The organism is Glutamicibacter sp. NPDC055354 (genome assembly GCF_053644955.1).
Genome location: NZ_JBSHMB010000001.1, coordinates 2,097,030 through 2,117,715, shown reverse-complemented (window position 1 = coordinate 2,117,715; position 20,686 = coordinate 2,097,030). Strand labels below are relative to the sequence as shown.

Sequence of the window (20,686 nt, the reverse complement as noted above, 5' to 3'; positions counted from 1 at the left end):
GTGGAGCATAACGAGACGAACTACTTTGCTGACCCGTTGGTAGTTGCGACGAGTGGCGTGCACCATGAGAACGCAGCGGTCCTCAACGACCGCGTTACCGATGAGGCCAGTGCCGAGTTGGCTGACATGTTGTCAGGTGCATCGCCCATGGAGCGCATGTTGCTCAAGGCCGCGGCAGGGGCGGGAAAATCATACGCGTTGAAGCGCCTCGTCGTTGAGGCAGCGCAGCATCATCGGGGCGAGCGCGTAGCGATCACCGCGTTCACAAATAAGCAGGTGCGACCGCTGGCCGTCTCACTGGGGGAATCGCTGGGGAAGGAATCAGTGGCCCTGCTGGCAAGCAAGGCTGCGTACGAGGAGATGCCGGCAGAGGTGCTGGATGCCGCAACTGTAGTGACCTCCGCGAAGGACCTTCCGGGCCCGGTGAAGGTTGTGATCGCTACCGTTGCGCGCTTTGGAGCAATGGGCGAGCTTAAGCGAATGCGGGACCACCTCGGCGCGGCGGCGAACGGAACCACTCCCTTTGGCCTGCTGTTCGTCGACGAGGCCTGGCAGATCGCACACCATCTCTTCGACAAGGTTACGAAGCTCGCACCACTCTGGGTGGGCGTGGGCGATGTCGGGCAGCTCCCGCCACTAGAAATCGGAGACAACCCGTGGCGCGGCGATCCCGGTTACAACCCATACCGCGCATGGCCGACCGACTACGACCAAGACGCCCGTACTTGGTCAAGGGAACTGCCTGCCGTATGGCGCCCGGCTGCCGGGCACCTCGCGTTGTGGCGGGCGTTTTACCCCGAGTGGACGTCACTCGACTGCGTCGCTGGGCCTGGTGATCGCGCTATCGACCTCGGCTCGATGGGTCAAGACGACGCTGCGATCTGGCGGCAGGTAGGTACAGGTGTGCCGACTCTGCTCGAAGTCGATGGGCTGCCAGAACCAGAGGCCGCCGACATTGACCTGCCCTTGATGGAATTCGTAGAGTCCCTGCTAGACGAATTCTTCGAGTCGGAGGCGTCGCTCGTCTCAGCGGTGTACGACAATGACGTACCGGGCCGACAGTCCGGACTATGGGAAACTACGAGCCTTCGCGGGGATCAAGTAGACCCGATGGTCACGATCCTCGCGACGCGGAACCAATCGGTCGACGATGCAATTGAGGCAGTGGAGCGTCTTCAAAAGAAGCACGATCTGACCGACCGGGACATTGTCGCGTCGACGGTCGACTCGTGGCAGGGCCAGACGAACGGCATCACCATCGCAGTCCACCCGCTCAACGGTGCGACCGACCTCGATGCTTTCAACTCGGCGTTCGGGCGTCTTGCGGTGGCGTGCACACGGGCGACGCACGGGCTATTGATGGTGGCGCGACCGGGGCTCGATGAGCTGTTGGCCGCGGCGCCCGCGCGCCCGGGAACACCTTTCGGCGAGCCGGGCACCAGGCAACTGCCGAGGCAAACGCACGCGCGTATCATCGCGACATTTGCGCGCAGCAGAATCTACGTGTCGGACGACGAGTGAGCATCGCCCGGCTGGGAGAATTAATCCAAATACCATTCCCGATGAAGGAGTGCCGTGTCCCGGCTAAATGACCTACTGAGGCGGCTCGAGAACAACGATCCCGCGCTCGCGAAAGACCTGAAGCGCGAGGTTGACGCCCTCTCCAACCGACGCGCATTTGGTCTGAACTTTGAGCGGCACGCGCCGGAGGCTGTCGAACTTCCAGGCCGTCCAGTGCGCCGAGGAGATAAGGTGCGTATCCTCCCTCCGCGCGGCTCAAAGACGAGCCCAAGTGACGATAGGCTGTGGCGTGTCGTCATGATTATGAAAGACTCTTTAGGTTTCCGCACTGCATCTCTCGAGCTGATCGATAATGGCGCTGAGACCGCCGAGTCCTTGGTTGAAGATCTCATCGTGGTTGCCGAATTCCGTGACCCGATTTATCCCGGCCTCTTCTCTACTGGAAAGGTGGAAAGAGGCGGCAACAAACCATTCCATACGGTCATCAACGCCGAAAACTACCACGCTCTCCAGACGCTGCTCTTCACAAACCGCGCGAAAATCGACGCGATCTACATCGATCCGCCCTATAATTCCGGCGCGAAAGACTGGAAGTACAATAACGACTACGTCGAGGGTGAAGATTTATACCGTCATTCGAAATGGCTTGCGTTCATGGAGCGGCGCCTTACGCTCGCGAAAGAGCTGCTTAAGCCCGAAAGTTCTGTGCTGATCGTGACAATCGATGAGAAGGAATACCTGCGACTGGGATTGTTGCTAGAGCAGATCTTCCCGGATGCGCGGATTCAGATGGTGTCGAGTATTATCGCGCAGAAGGGCGTTGCACGAGGAACTCAGTTCTACCGTACTGACGAGTACATCTACTTCGTTCAAATGGGTGACTCGAAAGTTATGCCCCTGGCATTGCCTGCTGATTGGGCATTGGGTAAGGGTAAGGGGACAACCGGAGCCGCACAAGGAGTTGTGTGGTCGCAGCTGCGGCGAGCCGGAACGAACTCGCTGCGAGTGGATAGACCTGGACTCTTTTACCCGATTTTCATTGATCCTGCCGGGCCTCGAATCGTTGGCGTTGGCACACCGCCACCGTTGCACGAGCAACGGGAGTCGGCTCTGTTGGTTGAGCAGGACGTTGAAGTTGTTTGGCCCCTCCGCCCCGATGGGACAGAAGCGAACTGGCAAGTGTCGCCCGAGGCACTGAGGGGGCTCGTCGGCAAAGGCTACGTTCGAGTAGGCCAGAAGAATGTGAACGGCTACCCGATCAGCTACCTGAAACGTGGCAGCATCCAGAAGATTGAAACGGGTCAGGTGGAAGTCGTAGGTCGGAATCCTGCCACAGGTCAAGTGCTCGTTGATGCAAGTGACTATGAACGGGCGTTTATTCCTGGTACGCAATGGAACATCGCGAGCCACGATGCTACTTATCATGGATCGCAACTTCTGAGCCGCTTCCTCGATTCAGCGAAGTTTCCTTTTCCGAAGTCACTTTATGCGGTTGAAGATGCCCTTCGCTTCTTCATTGCCCGTAAGCCTGACGCCATCGTTCTCGACTTCTTCTCAGGTTCCGGGACGACAGCGCACGCCGTAATGCGTCTGAATAAGCAAGATGGCGGCCGTCGTCGTTCGATCAGTGTCACGAACAACGAGGTCGGCGCCGACGAACAGAAGAAGTTGCGGACTAAGGGACTCCGTCCAGGCGACCCCGAATGGGATCAGTGGGGCATCTGCGATCACATCACGAAACCGCGAGTTGCGGCTGCGATCCTGGGATCGACGCCGAACGGCGATGCCATCAAAGGTGACTACAAGTTCACCGACGAATTCCCTATGGCTGACGGATTCGAAGAGAACGTCGAATTCTTTACCCTCACCTACGAAGCTCCATTGAGGGTCTCGTCGAATCGTGAGTTCGCGAAGATCGCACCTCTCCTATGGTTACGGGCGGGATCCGAGGGCCGCCGTATCGATGATATTTCGTCGGGTTGGGATGTCGCCGATACATACGGCGTCCTCGCCGATTTGAACCAATCGGAGGCCTTCATCAATGCCATCGCACTGCAGGATGGTATCCGGATCGCTTACATCGTGACCGACGAAGACCGTCTGTTTGAGTCTGTCGTGCGTGAACTGCCCGACCAAGTCGAGCCTGTGCGGATGTATGAGGCTTACCTGCAAAACTTTGAGATCGAGACCGGCCGGAGCACGCTATGAAATTCACCCTAAAGGACTATCAGGAAGACGCCGTCGATGACCTCTTGAGCACGCTCGAACGCGCACGTACTTCCTGGCAGCGTGACGGGGCTGAAACTTCCCTCGCACTCACTGCACCGACTGGTGCAGGCAAAACCGTCATGGCTGCTGCCGTGATCGAGGCTTTGTTCTATGGCTCAGAGAAGTTCAATATTGAGCCCGACGAAGGTGCCGTGGTGATTTGGTTCTCGGACGACCCGAACCTCAATGACCAGACGCGCATGCGCCTAATGGACGCGTCGGAGAAATTCACGTCTTCGGACCTTGTCACCATCGAGCCGCCATTCTCGAAGCCGAAATTAGACCCGGGGCGCGTGTATTTCCTCAATACGCAGAAGCTGTCGAAAAACTCGAAACTCACGCGTGGTCACGTGGTAGCCGATGAGAATCAGACTGATATCTCTTCGGTCGGGGTCCCCGACTTGCAGGGTTATACGCTCTGGGAGACGATCGCCAACACGATCCAGGACGAGGACCTCACGCTCTATCTCGTGCTCGATGAAGCACATCGCGGCTTCAACGCCACGACCAGTCGGGACAAGACGACGCTCGTGCGTCGTCTTGTCCAGGGTCACGCTGGCTACCCTGCAATCCCGATCGTGTGGGGCATCTCGGCTACGATCGAGCGTTTCAACACGGCGATGAAGGAAGCTGACGCTTCGAAGGACCGACGCGCGTTCCCCGCCGTCATGGTCGATCCCGCTCGTGTACAGGAGTCGGGACTCGTCAAGGATGTTGTCATCCTTGACATTCCCAGCGAGGCAGGTAATTTCGATACGACGCTCGTAAAGCTTGCCGCCCAGAAACTTGCTGCTTCATCCGAGCGTTGGGCTGAGTATGCGAAGACCCAGGGTCTTACCGAGCGAGTTGTACCGCTACTAGTCCTGCAAACGCCGAACACGCCTGACCATGAGCAGATCGGTCGTGCGCTCGATGCGATCGCTGAAGTCATGCCAGACCTGTACGGTGGCAACGTGAGCCACGTATTTGGCGAGCACACACGCCAACACTTCGGCCGCTGGGACGTTGAATGGATCGAGCCACAGCGCGTGCAAGAGACTCCTTCCATCCGCGTGCTCGTCGCGAAGGACGCAATTTCGACCGGGTGGGACTGCCCCCGCGCCGAGGTGATGGTTTCGTTCCGTCCGGCGAAAGACAGTACACACATCACGCAACTTCTGGGCCGCATGGTTCGCAGCCCACTGGCCCGCCGTGTTCCTGGAGACGAAGTGCTCAACTCGGTGGAGTGCATTCTGCCGTTCTTCGACCGCACCACCGCGGGCAAGGTCGTACGGTACCTGACTGGGCAACTCGAGGAGATGCCCGGAGGCGATGGGGGTAAGAAGATCCTACTTGACGGACGGGAGCTGCGGCCAAATCCGGCCATCCCCGAGGCTGTTTGGGTGGTTTGGGACACACTCCCAACACAAACCCTTCCGAAGCGCGGTGCACGCCCAGTAAAGCGAATGGTTGCTCTCGCGCAGGCCCTTGCGATGGATGGTGTCCAACACCGCGCCTTGGCCGACGCAGAGAGGGAGATGCATGCGGTGCTTGACGGTTATTCGGCCCGCTACCAACAACTGCTCGACCAACAGATCGACGACGTTTGGCGCGTCAACGTGCAGCAGATCATGGGAAATTCGGGGACTAGCAAGCTCACCTACCGTGATTTCTCGATGCGCGCTGACGATCGGGCGATCCGTTCGGCATTTGAGGAGGCGAAAAAGGCGTTCGGCGCGGATATCGCCCAGTCATATGTAAATCACCTCGCGGGTGCAGATGAGGAAGAAGACGACGGATTACGGGACGCCTACGTTAAGACTGCAGCTCTCAGCATGATCAAGGAAATTCGCGAGAAGGTCGATAACGAGGCAAGTGAACTGGTCGACCGATGGTTTGCACAGCACCGCGTCTCGATAAAGTCCCTGCCCGACGTACGTCAGCAGGACTACGAAGAGATTCGGGCTATGACAATCGAGCCGCAGAAGGGCGAACTGGGACGACCGCGTTCGAGGATGGAAGACTACAAGATTCTCGAAGCAGACGACCAAATCGCGCTTGCGCCGCTTGCGAACCTCCACCTCATGTCGGATGAAGCCGGGTTGTTCCCGCTGTCATCCCTCAACGCATGGGAGCGAAAGGTCGTGGACGTCGAGCTCAAGCGACCGGGGGCACTCGGATGGTACCGAAACCCTCCACGTTCGGCCGTGGATTCTCTCGGCATCGCCTACCGTGATCCGCGGGGTAACTGGCGCAGCATGCACCCCGACTTTGTGTTCTTCCACGAGGTCCGCGGCGAGGTGAAGGCCTCGATAGTCGACCCGCATGGCACACATCTCGACGACGCTGTAATTAAGCTGAAGGCCCTCGCGGAGTTCGCGAAAGAGTTCGGTGCCGCTTTCCACCGGATTGAGGCTGTCGCCATGGCCGGGAGCTCGATGAAGGTGCTCGACATGACGATTCCTGCCGTGAGAGACGGCGTACTCTATGAGGACAAGCCAGCTGTTGAATTCTACAGATCCGACTTTGCGGTCGAATTCGCGGACTTCATTTGAGTCATGACGAGGCGGCGGCTGCGCCGCCCCGTCATGACTTTGGGACAGCGGAGCAGATACGTCGCACGTCGCACGCCCGGCACTTGCTGCGATCGGGCTTCGGCTCGAACTCCCTGCGGCGAAGGCTGTCTATCGTCGCGATAATCTGTGTCTCAGCCTTGCCGATCGCATTCTTGTCGATCGCCACGTCATAGCGCTGCTCCGCACCGAGATCATGGATGAACGCGGCTCCGACCTCTAGACCTTCACGGCGCCCGGCTTCGGTGTAGATCTGTAGTTGGAGTGGGTCAATTTGGCCGCCCGTCGATGTTTTGTAGTCCACGATTGCGAGGCGGCCAACTTGGCCATCTTGGTAGTCGTAGATGACGTCGGCGCGGCCGGCGATTACTGCGCCGTCGAGATGCAGTTCGAATGGTCGCTCGGTCGCCCAGGTATTCAACAGATCTGTCGAATTCTCGTTCACATATCGATGCACGAGCTTGCGGGCCTTCTCACGCATCTCCTTGTGGCCGGCCTTGTTGGCATAAGGAAGGAAGAACTCGGATTCGAGCAGCTGGTTAATTTGCTTAGCCGTTGGAACGGATCCCGTCGCTTGTGTACGTTCGGCGAGCACACGCATCGTATGGTGCACGGCGTTACCGTAACCGAGCTCTTGCTGGATCGCTGGCATGAAACCGAGCTCGTTTTTCAAAAGGTAACTGCGTGGGCAAGTCTCGAACGCCGCAAGTTCGCTGTACGTTATCGCCAAATCTGCGTTGGCGGAGGATGCCTTGCTCGTAGCCGAGGTAGGGCTTCCCGCTTTCGTATAGTACTTCACGACCTCGTCGTAGTAGGGTGACGCGGCACGGTTCTTTCCGCCGTTCAGTTGGGAGTAGCTTGATAGCAACACGGCGTCTCGCGCGCGCGTGATCGCGACGTAGAACAGACGCCGCTCATCAGCATCGGTGCCCTCATAACGATGCCTATCGAAGCGGTCAAGCAGGTCTTCGGGCCACTCCTGGGCTCGTCCACTCATTATTGAGGGGAAACGTGTCTTGACGAGCGACGGCAAAAATACTACTGGCCATTCGAGGCCCTTGGCACCGTGAACGGTGCCGAGCGCGACGCCTTCGTCCAAGTGGCCCTCTTCGCCAGAGAAGTCGTCGTAGTTGCTAACGGCGTAATTCGACAGGAGAATCGCGAGGTTCTTGTAGAACCACTCGCCTCCGCTGCGGCCACCAACTTGCTCACCCGGTGCATCTCGGTCCTTGCGCGATCTCCAACTGACACCCTCATAGTCGGCGAGCACCTTCGTAAACCGCGCGATTGTTCCCAGACGGTTGCGAACCAGGTCATCTGAAACGTCCCAGTGTTGTACTCCGAGCAACTCGTTGAGTTGATAAAAGTCGCGCACGAGGCTCTCATTGAATTTGCTATCGAGAGCCTTGTCCTTCCATGACTCGAGGTGTGCCGACAACTTCTGCCGCATCGCATGGGGGAGATTGAAAGCAGCGGTGTAATTGTCGAGGAGCTGCTCGAGTGTGACCTGCTGTCTTGGAGCGTACTGTGCCTCTTTCCAAGCGATGTCACCGATCCATGCGTATGTCGCTCCAAATACCAGCGGTTCAACCTGTGTGAACAGACCAGACCGTCCGCCTGCCTGCACGGGGATCTTGGCTTTTTCAAGCGCTTGCATAAGCGAGGGGTATGCAGAGCGACCACGCACGAGGATGGCGATGTCGCGGTATGGCAGTCCCTTTGCATGGAGATCGAGAATCTGGCGTGCGATATCGTCGGCCGAGTCGTGTTCGTTGCCCGGGTCGCGGGAGAACGCAACACTAGGTCCGTCGCCGGCGCGGAACGGCAGCATTTGCTTGTCGATGCGGCCGGGGATCGATTGCGCAAACAGATTTGCGACTTCGACGATGCCGGGTCGCGAACGTCTGTTCGTGAGAAGTCTGAACTGTGAGACCCCGCGGTATCGGTCAGCGAAAGTGACGATGTTATTAACTGACGAACCGCGCCATTGATAGATAGCTTGGTCGTCGTCGCCCACGACCACGAGGTCGGCCGTGCCGTGCGGCTTCGCGAGTAGTTCGACGAGCCGCTCCTGCGCAGGGTTAACATCCTGGTACTCGTCGACGATGAGGTGACGCAGAGGAGTTGTAACTGCTTCAAGTACTGAAGGGTCATCCAGCGCTTCGACCGCGCGCACAATCTGCGTGCCAAACGACATGAACTGATGGTGGTCCAACGTTTCGTAGTACGCCTTGACCGCCGTCTTGAGACTGCCAGTTGGCAGTGTGTCGATGTTGATCAACTCGTTCTCGATCACGTCGATGCCACGCTGAAATGCTGAGATGCCCTTGAAAGTACCGTCGGTCGGCGCCAGGTCCGTGATGCCGATGATCCGGCTTTCTTTGTAGACGAAGTTCGTCAGCTGGTTTGTATCGAGCGGTGTGTAAGTTTCGTACTTGGGCACATGGGTCTGCAACATGCGGAAGCAGTACGCGTGAATTGTGCCGACAAACAGTCTCCCGAGCTGATCTGTCGCAGCGGAGCCCATACGTGCCGTCACGCGCTCGCGGATACGTTCCTTTAGCTCGGATGCTGCCTTCTCGGTGAAGGTGAACGCCACAATCGATTCGGGCGCTTCGCCATCGGCAAGCAAAGATGCCACGCGCTGTGAGACAACTTCGGTCTTGCCTGACCCGGCCGCGGCGATGATCTGGATGTGGCTGCCACGATGCGCGACGGCCTTCGCTGCGTCGCCCTCGAGCTGTGGGATATTGGCTGTGGTTGCCGCTGGTCCGCGCGTGACTGGGCCGACTACTGGTCCAAACACCACTTGAACAGGCGGCAGAACCACGTCTGGTTCAATTTTTGGCAATGCTGGCGTCGCGGTGAATGGCTTCGGAACTTGCGCAGCAGTTGTCTTTGCCGGCGACACCCACTTGAATTTCATCGTGCTCCCGCTCGTTAGGCTGGGGCAGCGAACGCACCCCTCAAACTTCATGATGCCAGAAACTTATGTATCAGGGTGGGACGGAACCATTTCATCATTGCGGGTCCAGGTCATGTACGCATGAGAACCTGTGACGTTTTCCGCTTGACTTACTCGTCGGAGCTAAAAGCGTCGGATGAATTCGAGCTGACCGACCCAGAAGGATACTTTGGTATGTTACCCAAGCTGCCGAGCACAAAACGGCGGCACGAACCCCCGAAATGGTCACATTCCAGTACCCGAAGGCCAGGAATAATCCGGTTGATTTAGAGCTTGTCGATCCAGGTGTCTTCTTCTCGGTCATCCCAGGCTGAGCGCTGTGTTTTCTCGACCCGACACACGTTTCTGTCGATGTGGCTGAGAATAGCCATCACTTCTCGAGAGAATAGTTGACGGATGTTCTCGACTTGTCGCCCGGTACTCTCCGCAATGATTTTCTGCCGCTCATCCATTGATGTAATCGCGACGCCTTCAAAAGCGGCTCGAAGATGCTCGATTTGGCGTGGATTAATCGGAGAGTCCAGGCTCGATGCGGTGTCCGGTGCGGCGGCTGGCAAATCGAAAAGTCCATCGTGCGGCAATGTGATCAGTCCTAGAATCGGGAATATGGCGTAAGGCAATATTCTACCGGTGGACCCCGCCGTCAGATTGCTTGCGCACGATGGTGTAGATCCCGTTGCTGAGGTTCATCAGAAGGCGTTCGCTTCGCGCTTGCAATCCACGCATGTAATCAATGCCCACGCCAAGCGTTCCGGAACGAGTGCCATTGGGTCGCCAGGGAGCATCGATCACTGCGCCATCCAGGGAGACCTTGACCTCGGCGTTCGAATCAGGAAAAGCATGCTTTGAAGCAGCCGGGATGCGAAGGTAGCTTCGAGTCAGATCTTTGTCGGTCACCGGTTGCGATTGGACCCACCGCTCGTCTGCAGAGGTCTCGGTGGTATTTAGTATGCTGGTAATTTGATCGACAGACCTTGCGGCAGAGTCGCTTGCCACTGCCTGCGCGGGGACTTTGTAGTTCGACAATCCGTGGCGCTTATAGATCCCTTTTGCCACATCGACATTAGCAAACGGTGCCACTCTTTCAGCGTCAAACAACTGACTGCGGTGTCCGGGATCAATGCTGGCAGCAAATGCTGCGAACATACACTGTTCACGAGTCGAGGCATCGTCGCACGCTGCGAAATGCACGTACAACTGATCAAGGCTTTCAAGAGTTCTCAGCCACCAACCACCAGCATGCGGTGTGCGAGCGCCCAACTTGGTCGAGTAGTACTGCCCAACTCGGGCGCGGATTGAAGTGCCAGCCATGCCGATGTAGAGGACTGGTTCGTTAGGGATCCAGAAGCGTCCAATCCGGTCGGCCAATTTGCTCGGAGTCGCGAGAGCGCCGTCGACAGATATCCGGGGACAGATTGACAATAGTTCGGTGTAGGCCGATGCCGAAGGAATGTAAACATCTCTGTTCACGTGTGTGGCCTCCGCATTGGCGGACCAACTGACACAGTAAACACCCGGAACGTTCGGAATGGTCAGGTCGCCCCATTTGACGACGCCGGCTGGATTTAGATCTGCAGCGGCGAATAGCTCGCGAATTGATAATGGCACGATGACAATCTATCGGAAGAGTCCAGCAGGCCTGCGGAATCTCAATCTCAATTGTCGTGGCACCAATCTCAACTGGCCGTAATAGCGCTAATGTGAAGATTCAACGCCACGGATTGCAACAACCTTGGCCGGTACTTAGATTTGGGGGAAATTGTGGAGGCATTGAACAGGGATCTTAAGAATTGGTTTCAAGCGATTGAAGGTGGTCGTCTGCGATTGCCACGTTTTCAACGATTCGAAGCCTGGTCCCATAACGAGGTATCTAGCCTTGTTGAGACAGTCCTTCGAAAGTTGCCGGCGGGAGCGCTACTGACGCTTAGCGTAGATAACGACGAGCCCTTTCTGAGTCGCGAGCTGACAACGGCACCGAAAAGTAGTCCAGGAACTCGCGTCACGGAACACCTCTTGGACGGACAACAGCGACTCACCGCCCTTTGGCGAGCATTGCATGACAATTATGAATCACGTACATATTTCATCAAGCTGGAGGAAGACGCGGACGCGGACGGTGTACTTGATGGTCCGCGTGTACTGTCACAGTACCGCTGGAATAGAAATGGTTCACGGTATCCACTCTGGTGCAACAACCCCACCGAAGTTTTGGACCGAGGGTACGTGCCTCTTCGACTCCTCAACCCGATGACGACATCCGGACGCGATGAATGGGTGCTTGCGGCCATGAACGACGACCATGCAAGGGCCTGGAAACTGAATTCTCAGATCAACGACCTGGCCCACGAGGTAGCGATCTACAACATCCCGTATTTGAGTCTTCCGGTTACAACACCCAAAGATGTAGCCCTGGACGTGTTTATCAAGATGAATACGTCGTCAGTTCGCCTGAGCGCCTACGACATCGTAGTGGCGCAGCTGGAAGAAGCAACCGGGCAATCTCTGCATGATCTTGTGCAAGATTTAGAAACTGCGGTTCCTGCGGTGACGAGGTACTTCGAAACCGGATCACTCGTACTGGATGTTGCCGCTCTGCGTTCCGATCGACCCGCGACACAACGAAGTTACTCCCTCCTCAATTACGAAACGCTTGCCGCTGAATGGCCACAGGTCGTAAACGGTATCAAGTGGGTCGTTGAATTTTTGGAGGCAGAACGGGTTTACGACAAGCAACGCCTTCCGTCTGTGACGCCGATTCCCGTCGTCGCTGCCCTCGCCGAGTACATACCCGTCTCACTGGATGAAGCGGGCAATGCAAGACGATTGTTGCGGGCCTACCTTTGGCGATCGTTCATTACACGTCGTTATGACCAATCAGCTTCGTCCCGTGCACTACAGGATTTCAGAGGCTTGCGGAAACTACTCCTGGGAGAAGAAACCGATTGGGCTTCGGTCCCGATATTTGACGAAGATATGAACCCGTTGCCGACGTTTATGGATCTCGAGTCTGCTTCATGGCCGCGCAATAGGGACGTTATTGCGAGGGGCATCCTTGCTGCTACCTTGCGCGAGGGAGCAAGGGATATAGCTGATGACCAAACAGTAAATAGCGACAATCTTGTGCATCGTGAGTACCATCATCTTTTTCCGGATTCTCTGCTGAACCAGATCGGGGCTGTTGGTCAGCAATCTTCATATCGCGCGCTGAACTGCGCCCTCATAACGTGGTCTACTAACAGAAACATCTCCAACAAGGCACCCTTGCAATATCTGAGTGACCGCGTCGACCGATCTGATGTAGGCGAGAGTGCAATACGGGACCGATTGGCGTCCCACCTGATCCCGTATGAGGAGTTGGCCTCGGCTGGGCCCTACACAGACGATGACAAAGTCAGACTCACGGACGATTACCAGCGATTCATTCGTGCTCGAGCGAAGCTCGTCCTGACCAGAGTACTAAGTCTTTGTAACGGTCAGTGACGACAGCCTCGGTGAAAAGGAGTGCATCTAGCCACGAGGTCCACTGTTGAGACCGGAGCGGTCGAGGACTATGCAAGACTGCCAAGTCCATACTGTTTCTGGACGAGTCGCAGAGCGTGCGAAATGGGGTTTGCGACAGATGACTCAGCCATCGATGCTCGGGTTGACACCGAGGGTTGATCCGGATTGGGCGGGCAAGAACGTCAGTTTCGGGCTCGACGGAGAAATCTTGCTGTAACTGAGGGCAGGCAGCGGTACCGGAACGGCGCTGCAAGGCTATATTCGCTCCTTCGATGGTCGAAGGTCACTGAGTCGAGATGAACTGAATCTTCGGACTGCCACGAATCGTCCGAGCCGTCCAGTAACCTGAAAACATGGACAAGGGTGAGGGACAAAACATGCTCGACTTGGGTGAAGGTATCTTTGAGAGTCTAATTACCGATCACTTGGCTGGGCGGTTGGAATCATTGCAAGGTTTCACGCCGTCGGTGGAGTCTGTGGAGACCGATGACGCACCTGGTGAACTCGCACGTTTTCTTGGTCGTGCAATTGAGGCTCGTCTCGGATCGCTCGAACCGGTTCAAATGGTCAGGCTGACCAATCAAATTCTTGAAATTGTCGGGCATGCCGAAGACGTCCTTCCCGGCCCCCAAAAGCTGATGAAATTGCAACGCCATGATGAGATCAGGGTTAGGTCATTAAAACGACCTCAGACCTCACTAAGCTCTGCCGCCCTGCTCACGAACAGCCGTGAAGATCCGCAACTTGCCGCCGAGCTGAGGGCCGAGTTATCTTCGGCCGATCGAGTCGATCTGCTGTGTGCCTTCATCAAATGGGAAGGTCTGCGGTTGCTTTCCGATTCGCTGGAGACACTCAAGGATTACGGCATTCCGATCCGGGTCATCACCACAACATATATGGGTGCCACCCAACGTCACGCAATCGACGAATTGGTTCGCCGTTTCGGTGCCGAAGTTCGCATTAACTACGAGACCAATGCGACCAGGCTTCACGCCAAGGCCTGGATGTTCCACCGGAATTCAGGGTTTGACACTGCATACGTTGGAAGCTCAAACCTCAGCCGACCGGCACTGCTCGACGGCCTTGAATGGAATGTCCGACTCTCTGGCGTGGCAACTCCAAGTCTGTTGCAAAAATTCTCGATGACCTTCGACAGCTATTGGGAGGACGATGCCTTCGTTCCATACGATCCCGATACTGACGCAGAGCGACTTGACGCTGCACTGAAACGGGCGGGCGGAACGACGGCGGAACGAATGCTCGGATCCACCGGGCTGGAAGTGCTCCCGCTGCTGCATCAAAAGGAAATGCTCGAAGAACTCGAAGCCGCCCGCACAAACCGCAACGAGCACCGAAACCTGGTGGTTGCTGCAACGGGGACCGGCAAGACCGTGCTCGCGGCGCTGGATTACAAGCGACTGTGCGAAGTTGCTGGCCGGGACCTTACCCTTTTGTTCGTGGCTCACCGCAAGGAGATCCTAGAGCAATCGCTCAAAACGTATCGCAAGGTACTGGGGAAGGGCTCCGTTGGCGAGATGTTCGTGGATGGACAAAAACCGGAGGCCTGGAAGCACGTCTTCGCCAGTATTCAGTCCTTAGCCGCTTTCGGACTTTCCAGGATCGACCCGCAGGCATTCGATGTGGTGGTGATCGATGAATTCCACCATGCCGAAGCATCTTCATACCGCAAGCTCATTGAGCGCCTGAAGCCCATCGAACTGCTGGGACTCACTGCAACACCCGAACGTGGCGACGGCGTCAATGTGGCGGACACCTACTTTGGCGGTCGAATTGCAGCGGAACTGCGCCTGTGGGATGCCTTGGATGCAGACCTCCTGGTTCCTTTCCACTATTTCGGTGTGGCAGACGACGTAGACCTCACTGCCATCGAATGGAAGCGTGGCTCCTACGACCTGGAGCAGCTGAGCAATGTGTACACGGGCAATGACATGCGTGCACTGAAGGTCATCAACGAACTGCGCGACAAGGTGCTCAGCACGTCTTTGATGCGTGCACTGGGCTTCTGCGTCTCGGTCCAGCACGCGCACTACATGGCCAAGGTCTTCAACGAGGCAGGAATCCCTTCGGTCGCGGTGTCGGGAAATTCAAGCACAGAGGAACGAGAGGGAGCGCTGGCCAAACTGCGTGCCCGCGAACTGAACTGCATCTTTGCCGTCGATCTCTTCAACGAAGGACTAGACGTTCCGGAGATAGACACCATCCTCCTGCTGCGTCCTACACAGAGCTCGACGATCTTCCTCCAACAACTCGGCCGCGGACTTCGGCGAGCAGATGACAAGGCAGTGCTTACGGTTTTGGACTTCATCGGCCAGCAACGTCGGGAGTTCCGCTTCGACGTGAAGTATCGTGCCTTGCTCGATGTTCCGCGCAAGAAATTGGAACGCATCATTGATGAAGGTGCACCAGGGCTCCCTTCGGGGTGCCAGCTGATGCTCGATCGGGTTACACGAACCATTGTGCTGGAAAACATTCGTTCCCAGCTAAAGCTCAATAAACCGGCGTTGGTCAGTGAAGTTAAGTCGCATGGGCTGATTGGTTTGGATGACTACCTCGCCGAGTCCGGCCGGGACGTTAAAGATGTTTATCGCAAAACGGGCGATTCGTGGACTGAATTGATTCGTCGAGCAGGATTGATCTCATCGCGTTCACCTTGGGAAGAAGAGCTGAAGCGAATTGGCGATGACCAATTAAATGAAGAACGTGAGCTTCTTAAGCGGGTTACTCGGTTCCTTCACGTTGACGACGCGGAGCGCGCTGATGCGTACTCGGCGTTGCTTTCAACAAGTGCCCCACGCTATGCAGAGTTGGAACCGCGAGTCCAAATATTTGCTCGCATGCTGTTCTATACTTTTTGGGACAACGGCGGTGGGTTTGTTACCTATGACCAGGGACTGGATTACATTCGTGCCAACGGATACTTGGTTGAAGAGCTGCGAGCTGCGTTTGCACGAGGTGTGGACCGCGGAGCTCACGCACCTAGGAGACTTCCTCTAGGACTGCAGCAGATTCCGCTGTATTCGCATTCCACATACTGGCGCTCTGAGGTCCTTGCTGCACTTGAATACGGATCTTTGGAACTTGGCAAGGGAGTCAACCATCGTGAAGGGGTTGCATGGTGTCCTCAGTCGAGTACGGACGCGCTCTTCGTGACTCTGGACAAGGATGAATCCGTTCACAATCCAAATACTCTCTACAAGGACTATGCGATCAGCCCGCAGCTATTTCACTGGGAATCACAGAACGCGACAAGTCCAACCAGCCCTACCGGTGAACGCTACTTGAACCGAAAAGAGCATGCCTCGCATATCTTGCTTTTTACCAGAGACGCCGCGAGGGACATTGACGGGCTGGTATTGCCTTTCACATGCTTGGGCACAGTCGATTATGTGAAACACGAAGGTTCCAAACCCATCGCCATCACGTGGAAGTTGCATCGAGAGATGCCGGTCAACGTATTCACATCAGCGAATGCAGTGGCTCGTTGAAAATCTGGCGGTTATTTTGATGACAGTGAGAACTACCTGAGAAGTTCTGCGCAATTAGGAAGATGGGGAAAGGCATGCCGGAAAAGCTTGTAGCCGCAGACGGAGCCGAACAACGGTCGCCGATCCGTCTTCTGATCGACAACGACACCGGAATCGACGATGCCTTGGCGCTCGCGTACCTCTGCGCCTGCGATCATGTGAAGATCGAGGCCCTCACCAGCACGCCTGGAAATGTCGACGTAGAACAAGTCGCTGCGAATAATCGTGCTCTGCTGGCGCTCTGCGGATGCCCCGAAGTTCCGGTACTCATCGGTGTAAGGGAGCCCTTGCAGATTCCTCTAGTCACCACACCGGAAACTCATGGTCCGCGAGGCGTGGGCTACGCGGCTCTTCCAGAGCCAATGTCCCCAGTGTCGATGGATCTCGATGCCATCGATTATTGGATCGAAGCAGCCCGCGCGAACCCTGGCGAATTAACCGTTCTCCTAAGCGCACCGCTGACAAACTTCGCTCTGGCGCTTCGCCGCGAACCACGTCTTCCCTGGTTGCTGCGCAAGGTAGTGATCATGGGCGGCGCCTTTTACTACCAAGGCAACACAACGCCGACGGCAGAATGGAACACTCACGTGGACCCGCACGCCGCAAAGGAAGTCTTCACTGCCTACACTGCTGCCGCGGAACAAGGATTGGATTCCTCGAAGCTGCCGATTGTCTGCTCTCTGGACACCACGGAACGCTTCGAAATGCAACCGGACTTTCTTACAAGGCTCTCCATTGAAGCTGGATGCGCTGAATCAGAAATAGTCCAGGCTAGCGACCCGGAAGGGAGGTTGAGCAAGTCGTCGAATCCGCTGGTGCGTTATCTCGCCGATGCCCTACGGTTCTACTTCGAATTCCATCGGCAGTACGACCAGGGGTACATCGCCCACGTGCACGACTACTTTGCCGCTGGTGTCGCCGCGGGGACGCTTGAGTACCGAACCCGCCCCGCAACGGTGGACGTAGAGACAGATTCACCTTTGCTCTTTGGTACCACCGTGGCCGATTTCCGCGGGCTGTGGGGGAAGCCGGTGAATGCCCACGTGGTCGTGGCAAATGACCCCGAAGCAGGGTTTGCCGAGCTAGTCCAGCGCCTCGGTGCGCTGGCAAGGAAACTCAACGAGAATTCCTGAGCGCGGGCTGGTGGGCTAGAATCGTCTACCGGGTCGAGGTGACATAGACCCGCCATTCGCGCGTTGCGGGAGCAATCCTGCGCGCAGCCAAACTCGTATCCCCAGGATTGCCTCATCATGTCACCGAACCTTCTTTTGCCCGAAGCATCAGCGACCCAGCTCCTGCGCCGCAGGGTGCTCGGAGCGGCTGGAACCCTGCTGCTCGTTGGAACCTACCTGTTCCTGGTCATCACCCAACCCGCGGGAATCGTCGAGGGCCTGGGCCAGGGAGTTGCCTTGGCAACATTCGCTGCCTACCTGATCGCTGCCGTTCTGCTGCTGCTCGCTGTGCTGCCCGATCTGCCGGTCTCCGCCCTGACCCTGATCCCAGTCGCACTGGCACTGAACATCATCCTGGGCCAATTCGTCGGGTCCGTCATGGTCCCGCTCTACCTGGATTCCATCGGTACTGTTCTCGTGGGCTTCCTGGCCGGCCGCCGTGCTGGTGCCGCCACCGGTGTGCTCAGCACGCTGATCTGGTCGCTGTTTGCCCCCACCGTCTTGCCGTTCGCTGCAGGAGCCGCGCTGGTTGGTTTCCTTGCGGGAACCGCCGCTCGCTACGGCGCCCTGCGCCGGCCATACCTTGCCCCACTCGCGGGTCTGGTTTCCGGTGTACTGGTTGGCGTAGTCTCATCCCCGGTGGCTGCCTTCGTCTATGGCGGCACCTCGGGTGTCGGCACCGGCGCAGTAGTTGCGGCCTTCCGCTCCATGGGGGATTCGCTGCTCTCCGCGGTCACCAAGCAGGCCCTGATCTCCGACCCGGGAGACAAAGCAATTGTCTTCCTCATCGCGGCGTTGCTGGTCTTCGCCTTGCCGAAGCGCTTGAGCGGTTCTTTTGAATTCATCCGCCGCTACAAGGTGCTGGGCAAGAGCGGGATCAAGTAGGCCACCTATGAAGCGCCGCATCGCTGAGTTGCATCCTTTTACCGTGCTTTGCCTAGCCGTGCTCACCGTTTCGGTGGCCACGGCTGCCAGCCGCTGGTGGCTGAGCTGCGCGGTAATAGTGCTTTGCCTGGCTATTGGCGCAGTTGCGGGCAAGGCCCGCAAACTCGCGGCGCTCAGCGGTGCCATCATGCTCCCGACCTTCCTGTCCTTGCTGATGATCCATGGACTGGCTTCACAGGATTCTTCGGCGGTGATCGCGGCATGGGGGCCAGTCAGTCTGACGTTTGGGGGAGTGGAGATCGCCATGGCACTGGCCTTGCGCACCGCCGTGCTGGTGGTGGCTGGTTTGCTTTGCGGTGTGCTGATCGACAAGCACCAGCTGGTGGCTGCTATCGACTTGTCTCCGGCTCCGCCGCAGGCGGGATACCTGTTGGCATCCACGCTGTTTCTTCTTCCGCAGATGATGGAAAAGCAGCATGCCATTGGCCAAGCCCAGGCCTTGCGGAAAACAGGAACCGGCCGGGGCTTGGCCGGTTGGCTGCAGCGACTGAAGTTGCGAGCCGTACCGCTGGTGCTCTCCTCGGTGCAAGATGCCCATGACCGTTCGGTGCATCTGGCCGCGCGCGGGTTTCCCGCCAGCGGTGAGCACAGCAGACTGCGCCACGTCGCAGACTCGCAGATCCAGAGGGGCGTCCGCTGGGTTGCCCTGCTGTGTTCGGTGCTGGTGCCGGTAGCGATTCTGGTGCCACTCGGGGGAGCCTCATGATGGCTATGGAACACCGTGCACCTGCCGGAACCACCGCGGCGCTGCACCTCAGGCTGGGAAGCTTCCGCTACTCCGAGGCGCACGCCGAGGCCTTGCGCGAGATCGAGTTGGAATTCTCCCCGGGTTCCCTGACTGTCATTGCCGGCGACTCTGGATCCGGAAAGTCCACGCTGGGCGGAGTACTCGCTGGCATGCTTCCGCGGCCAGGAGCAGACCAATGCGAGGGAACGGTCAGCCTGGCGGGGCAACGGATCGATTTTTCTCCGGAGCGTTCGCCACGAATCGACGTCGCCGGCTGGGCCAGGCACGTAGGACTGCTGCCCCAGGATGCCGGGCTCTACCTCTCGGGGATTCGCCAGACGGTTGCAGAAGAGCTGGTCTTCGCGCGGGAGAATGAAGGAATGCCCCGTGAAGAGATGGCAGACCTCATCGACGAGCTATCCACGCGGCTTTCCCTGGAACATCTGCTGGAACGCGATCCCGCTAAGCTTTCAGGAGGCCAAGAACGCCTGGTCGCACTGGCCGCGTTGTCCGCAGCTAAACCGTCCATCATTGTGCTCGATGAACCGTTGGCCGGGTTGGATTCCAAGGCAACTCAGGCCGTGACTTCGATGATCACCAGGTTGCGTGCCGAAGGCACTGCACTTGTGGTGCTGAGCCGGACGGCAGAAGCATGGGAAGCCGAAGCGGATTCACTGTGGAACATCGCGGACGGAGCTTTGCAGTGGGCAACTGCAGGCGCTGCAGCCACTGCGTTGCCTTCCAAATCAAAAAGACCATCTGTCCCCGCCGCATCCGCAAAGCCTTTGCTGGACTTTGCCGGCGTGCAACTCGGTTACAAAGACGCCAGCGCACCGGTCCTCTCCAATCTTGACCTGGAAGTCCGTGCCGGAGAATGCGTGGGACTGGCCGGCGCCAACGGAACGGGCAAGACGACACTGCTCAAAGCCGCCGCAGGGCTAATCAAGCCAACTGCAGGAAAAATGCGGGTGGCAGGTGATGCGGGGATGCTCCTGCAGAACCCTTCGGACCAGCTCTTCGAGCGTACCGTAGCCCGGGAGGTCGCCTTTGGCCTTCCCAAGAAGAGCAGCCAACGTGCCCGCGTGCCGCTGGTGCTTGAACAGCTGGGCTTGGAATCCTATGCGCAGACCCATCCTTACGAGCTGCCGGCTTCGGCCCGCCGGCTCGTTGCCTTGGCCACCGTGCTGGTGCGCGAACCGCAGTTGCTCCTCCTTGACGAACCAACCGAGGCGCTGGATTCGGCTGGGCTTCATTGCCTGCACGGGGCCATCGATTCGATTCTCGAACGCGGGGGAGCGGTGCTGTTCTCCTCCCACGATGAGCGATTCATGTCGTCCACCGCGCACAGAGTGCACCGCATGAGGAGCAGTGACTGAGCTCACCGACCTTTGATTGACGCGTCATCGACTTTCGGGATGGTTCGGAGTAGCGTCCAAGGTATGAGGCCAACGGAAATCCCGTGACCATCTTGAAACGGAAAGTGGGTCCAT

The 20,686-nt window shown here is 57.6% G+C and carries 12 protein-coding genes; 9 read left to right on the top strand and 3 right to left on the bottom strand.

Annotated features, from left to right (window positions below):
- The 3 genes from ACWICV_RS09805 to ACWICV_RS09795 are packed head-to-tail and all read left to right on the top strand — an operon-like array spanning position 1 to position 6,323.
- Positions 1-1,521, top strand: a complete 1,521-nt coding sequence (locus ACWICV_RS09805; RefSeq protein ID WP_454090309.1) for an AAA family ATPase — start codon at positions 1-3, stop codon at positions 1,519-1,521.
- Positions 1,522-1,575: 54 nt separating this feature from the next.
- On the top strand, positions 1,576-3,729 hold the full coding sequence (locus tag ACWICV_RS09800) for a site-specific DNA-methyltransferase (protein WP_454090310.1): 2,154 nt from the start codon (positions 1,576-1,578) through the stop codon (positions 3,727-3,729).
- Complete coding sequence (locus ACWICV_RS09795) at positions 3,726-6,323, top strand: DEAD/DEAH box helicase (RefSeq protein WP_454090311.1); 2,598 nt, start codon at positions 3,726-3,728, stop codon at positions 6,321-6,323. Before ACWICV_RS09800 ends, ACWICV_RS09795 begins: the two co-directional genes overlap by 4 nt.
- Positions 6,324-6,354: 31 nt before the next feature.
- Here ACWICV_RS09795 and ACWICV_RS09790 read toward each other — a convergent pair whose 3' ends face one another.
- From ACWICV_RS09790 to ACWICV_RS09780, 3 genes are all read right to left on the bottom strand, one after another.
- Positions 6,355-9,267: an ATP-dependent helicase gene (locus tag ACWICV_RS09790; protein ID WP_454090312.1), complete on the bottom strand. Its 2,913-nt coding sequence runs from the start codon at positions 9,265-9,267 to the stop codon at positions 6,355-6,357.
- Positions 9,268-9,572: 305 nt separating this feature from the next.
- Positions 9,573-9,887 (bottom strand): hypothetical protein, encoded by a 315-nt coding sequence (locus ACWICV_RS09785; protein WP_454090313.1) that lies wholly within the window; start codon positions 9,885-9,887, stop codon positions 9,573-9,575.
- A 43-nt stretch (positions 9,888-9,930) separates the two neighbouring features.
- On the bottom strand, positions 9,931-10,914 hold the full coding sequence (locus ACWICV_RS09780) for a hypothetical protein (protein ID WP_454090314.1): 984 nt from the start codon (positions 10,912-10,914) through the stop codon (positions 9,931-9,933).
- A 153-nt stretch (positions 10,915-11,067) separates the two neighbouring features.
- Here ACWICV_RS09780 and ACWICV_RS09775 point away from each other — a divergent pair, with 153 nt between their 5' ends.
- From ACWICV_RS09775 to ACWICV_RS09750, 6 genes are all read left to right on the top strand, one after another.
- Positions 11,068-12,786 carry a GmrSD restriction endonuclease domain-containing protein gene (locus ACWICV_RS09775; RefSeq protein WP_441688264.1) on the top strand — a complete coding sequence of 573 codons (1,719 nt, stop codon included), beginning with the start codon at positions 11,068-11,070 and terminating at the stop codon, positions 12,784-12,786.
- A gap of 374 nt (positions 12,787-13,160) precedes the next feature.
- Positions 13,161-16,313 carry a DUF3427 domain-containing protein gene (locus tag ACWICV_RS09770; protein WP_454090315.1) on the top strand — a complete coding sequence of 1,051 codons (3,153 nt, stop codon included), beginning with the start codon at positions 13,161-13,163 and terminating at the stop codon, positions 16,311-16,313.
- A 74-nt stretch (positions 16,314-16,387) separates the two neighbouring features.
- A complete protein-coding gene (locus ACWICV_RS09765; protein WP_454090316.1) occupies positions 16,388-17,485 on the top strand; it encodes a nucleoside hydrolase in 1,098 nt (365 codons plus the stop codon).
- Between the two features lie 117 nt (positions 17,486-17,602).
- Positions 17,603-18,409, top strand: a complete 807-nt coding sequence (locus ACWICV_RS09760) for an ECF transporter S component (protein WP_454090317.1) — start codon at positions 17,603-17,605, stop codon at positions 18,407-18,409.
- 7 nt (positions 18,410-18,416) lie between these two features.
- Entirely contained in the window at positions 18,417-19,175 is a 759-nt protein-coding gene (locus ACWICV_RS09755) for an energy-coupling factor transporter transmembrane component T family protein (RefSeq protein ID WP_454090318.1), read from the top strand.
- Entirely contained in the window at positions 19,172-20,572 is a 1,401-nt protein-coding gene (locus ACWICV_RS09750; protein WP_454090319.1) for an ABC transporter ATP-binding protein, read from the top strand. Before ACWICV_RS09755 ends, ACWICV_RS09750 begins: the two co-directional genes overlap by 4 nt.
- Positions 20,573-20,686 lie beyond the last annotated feature (114 nt).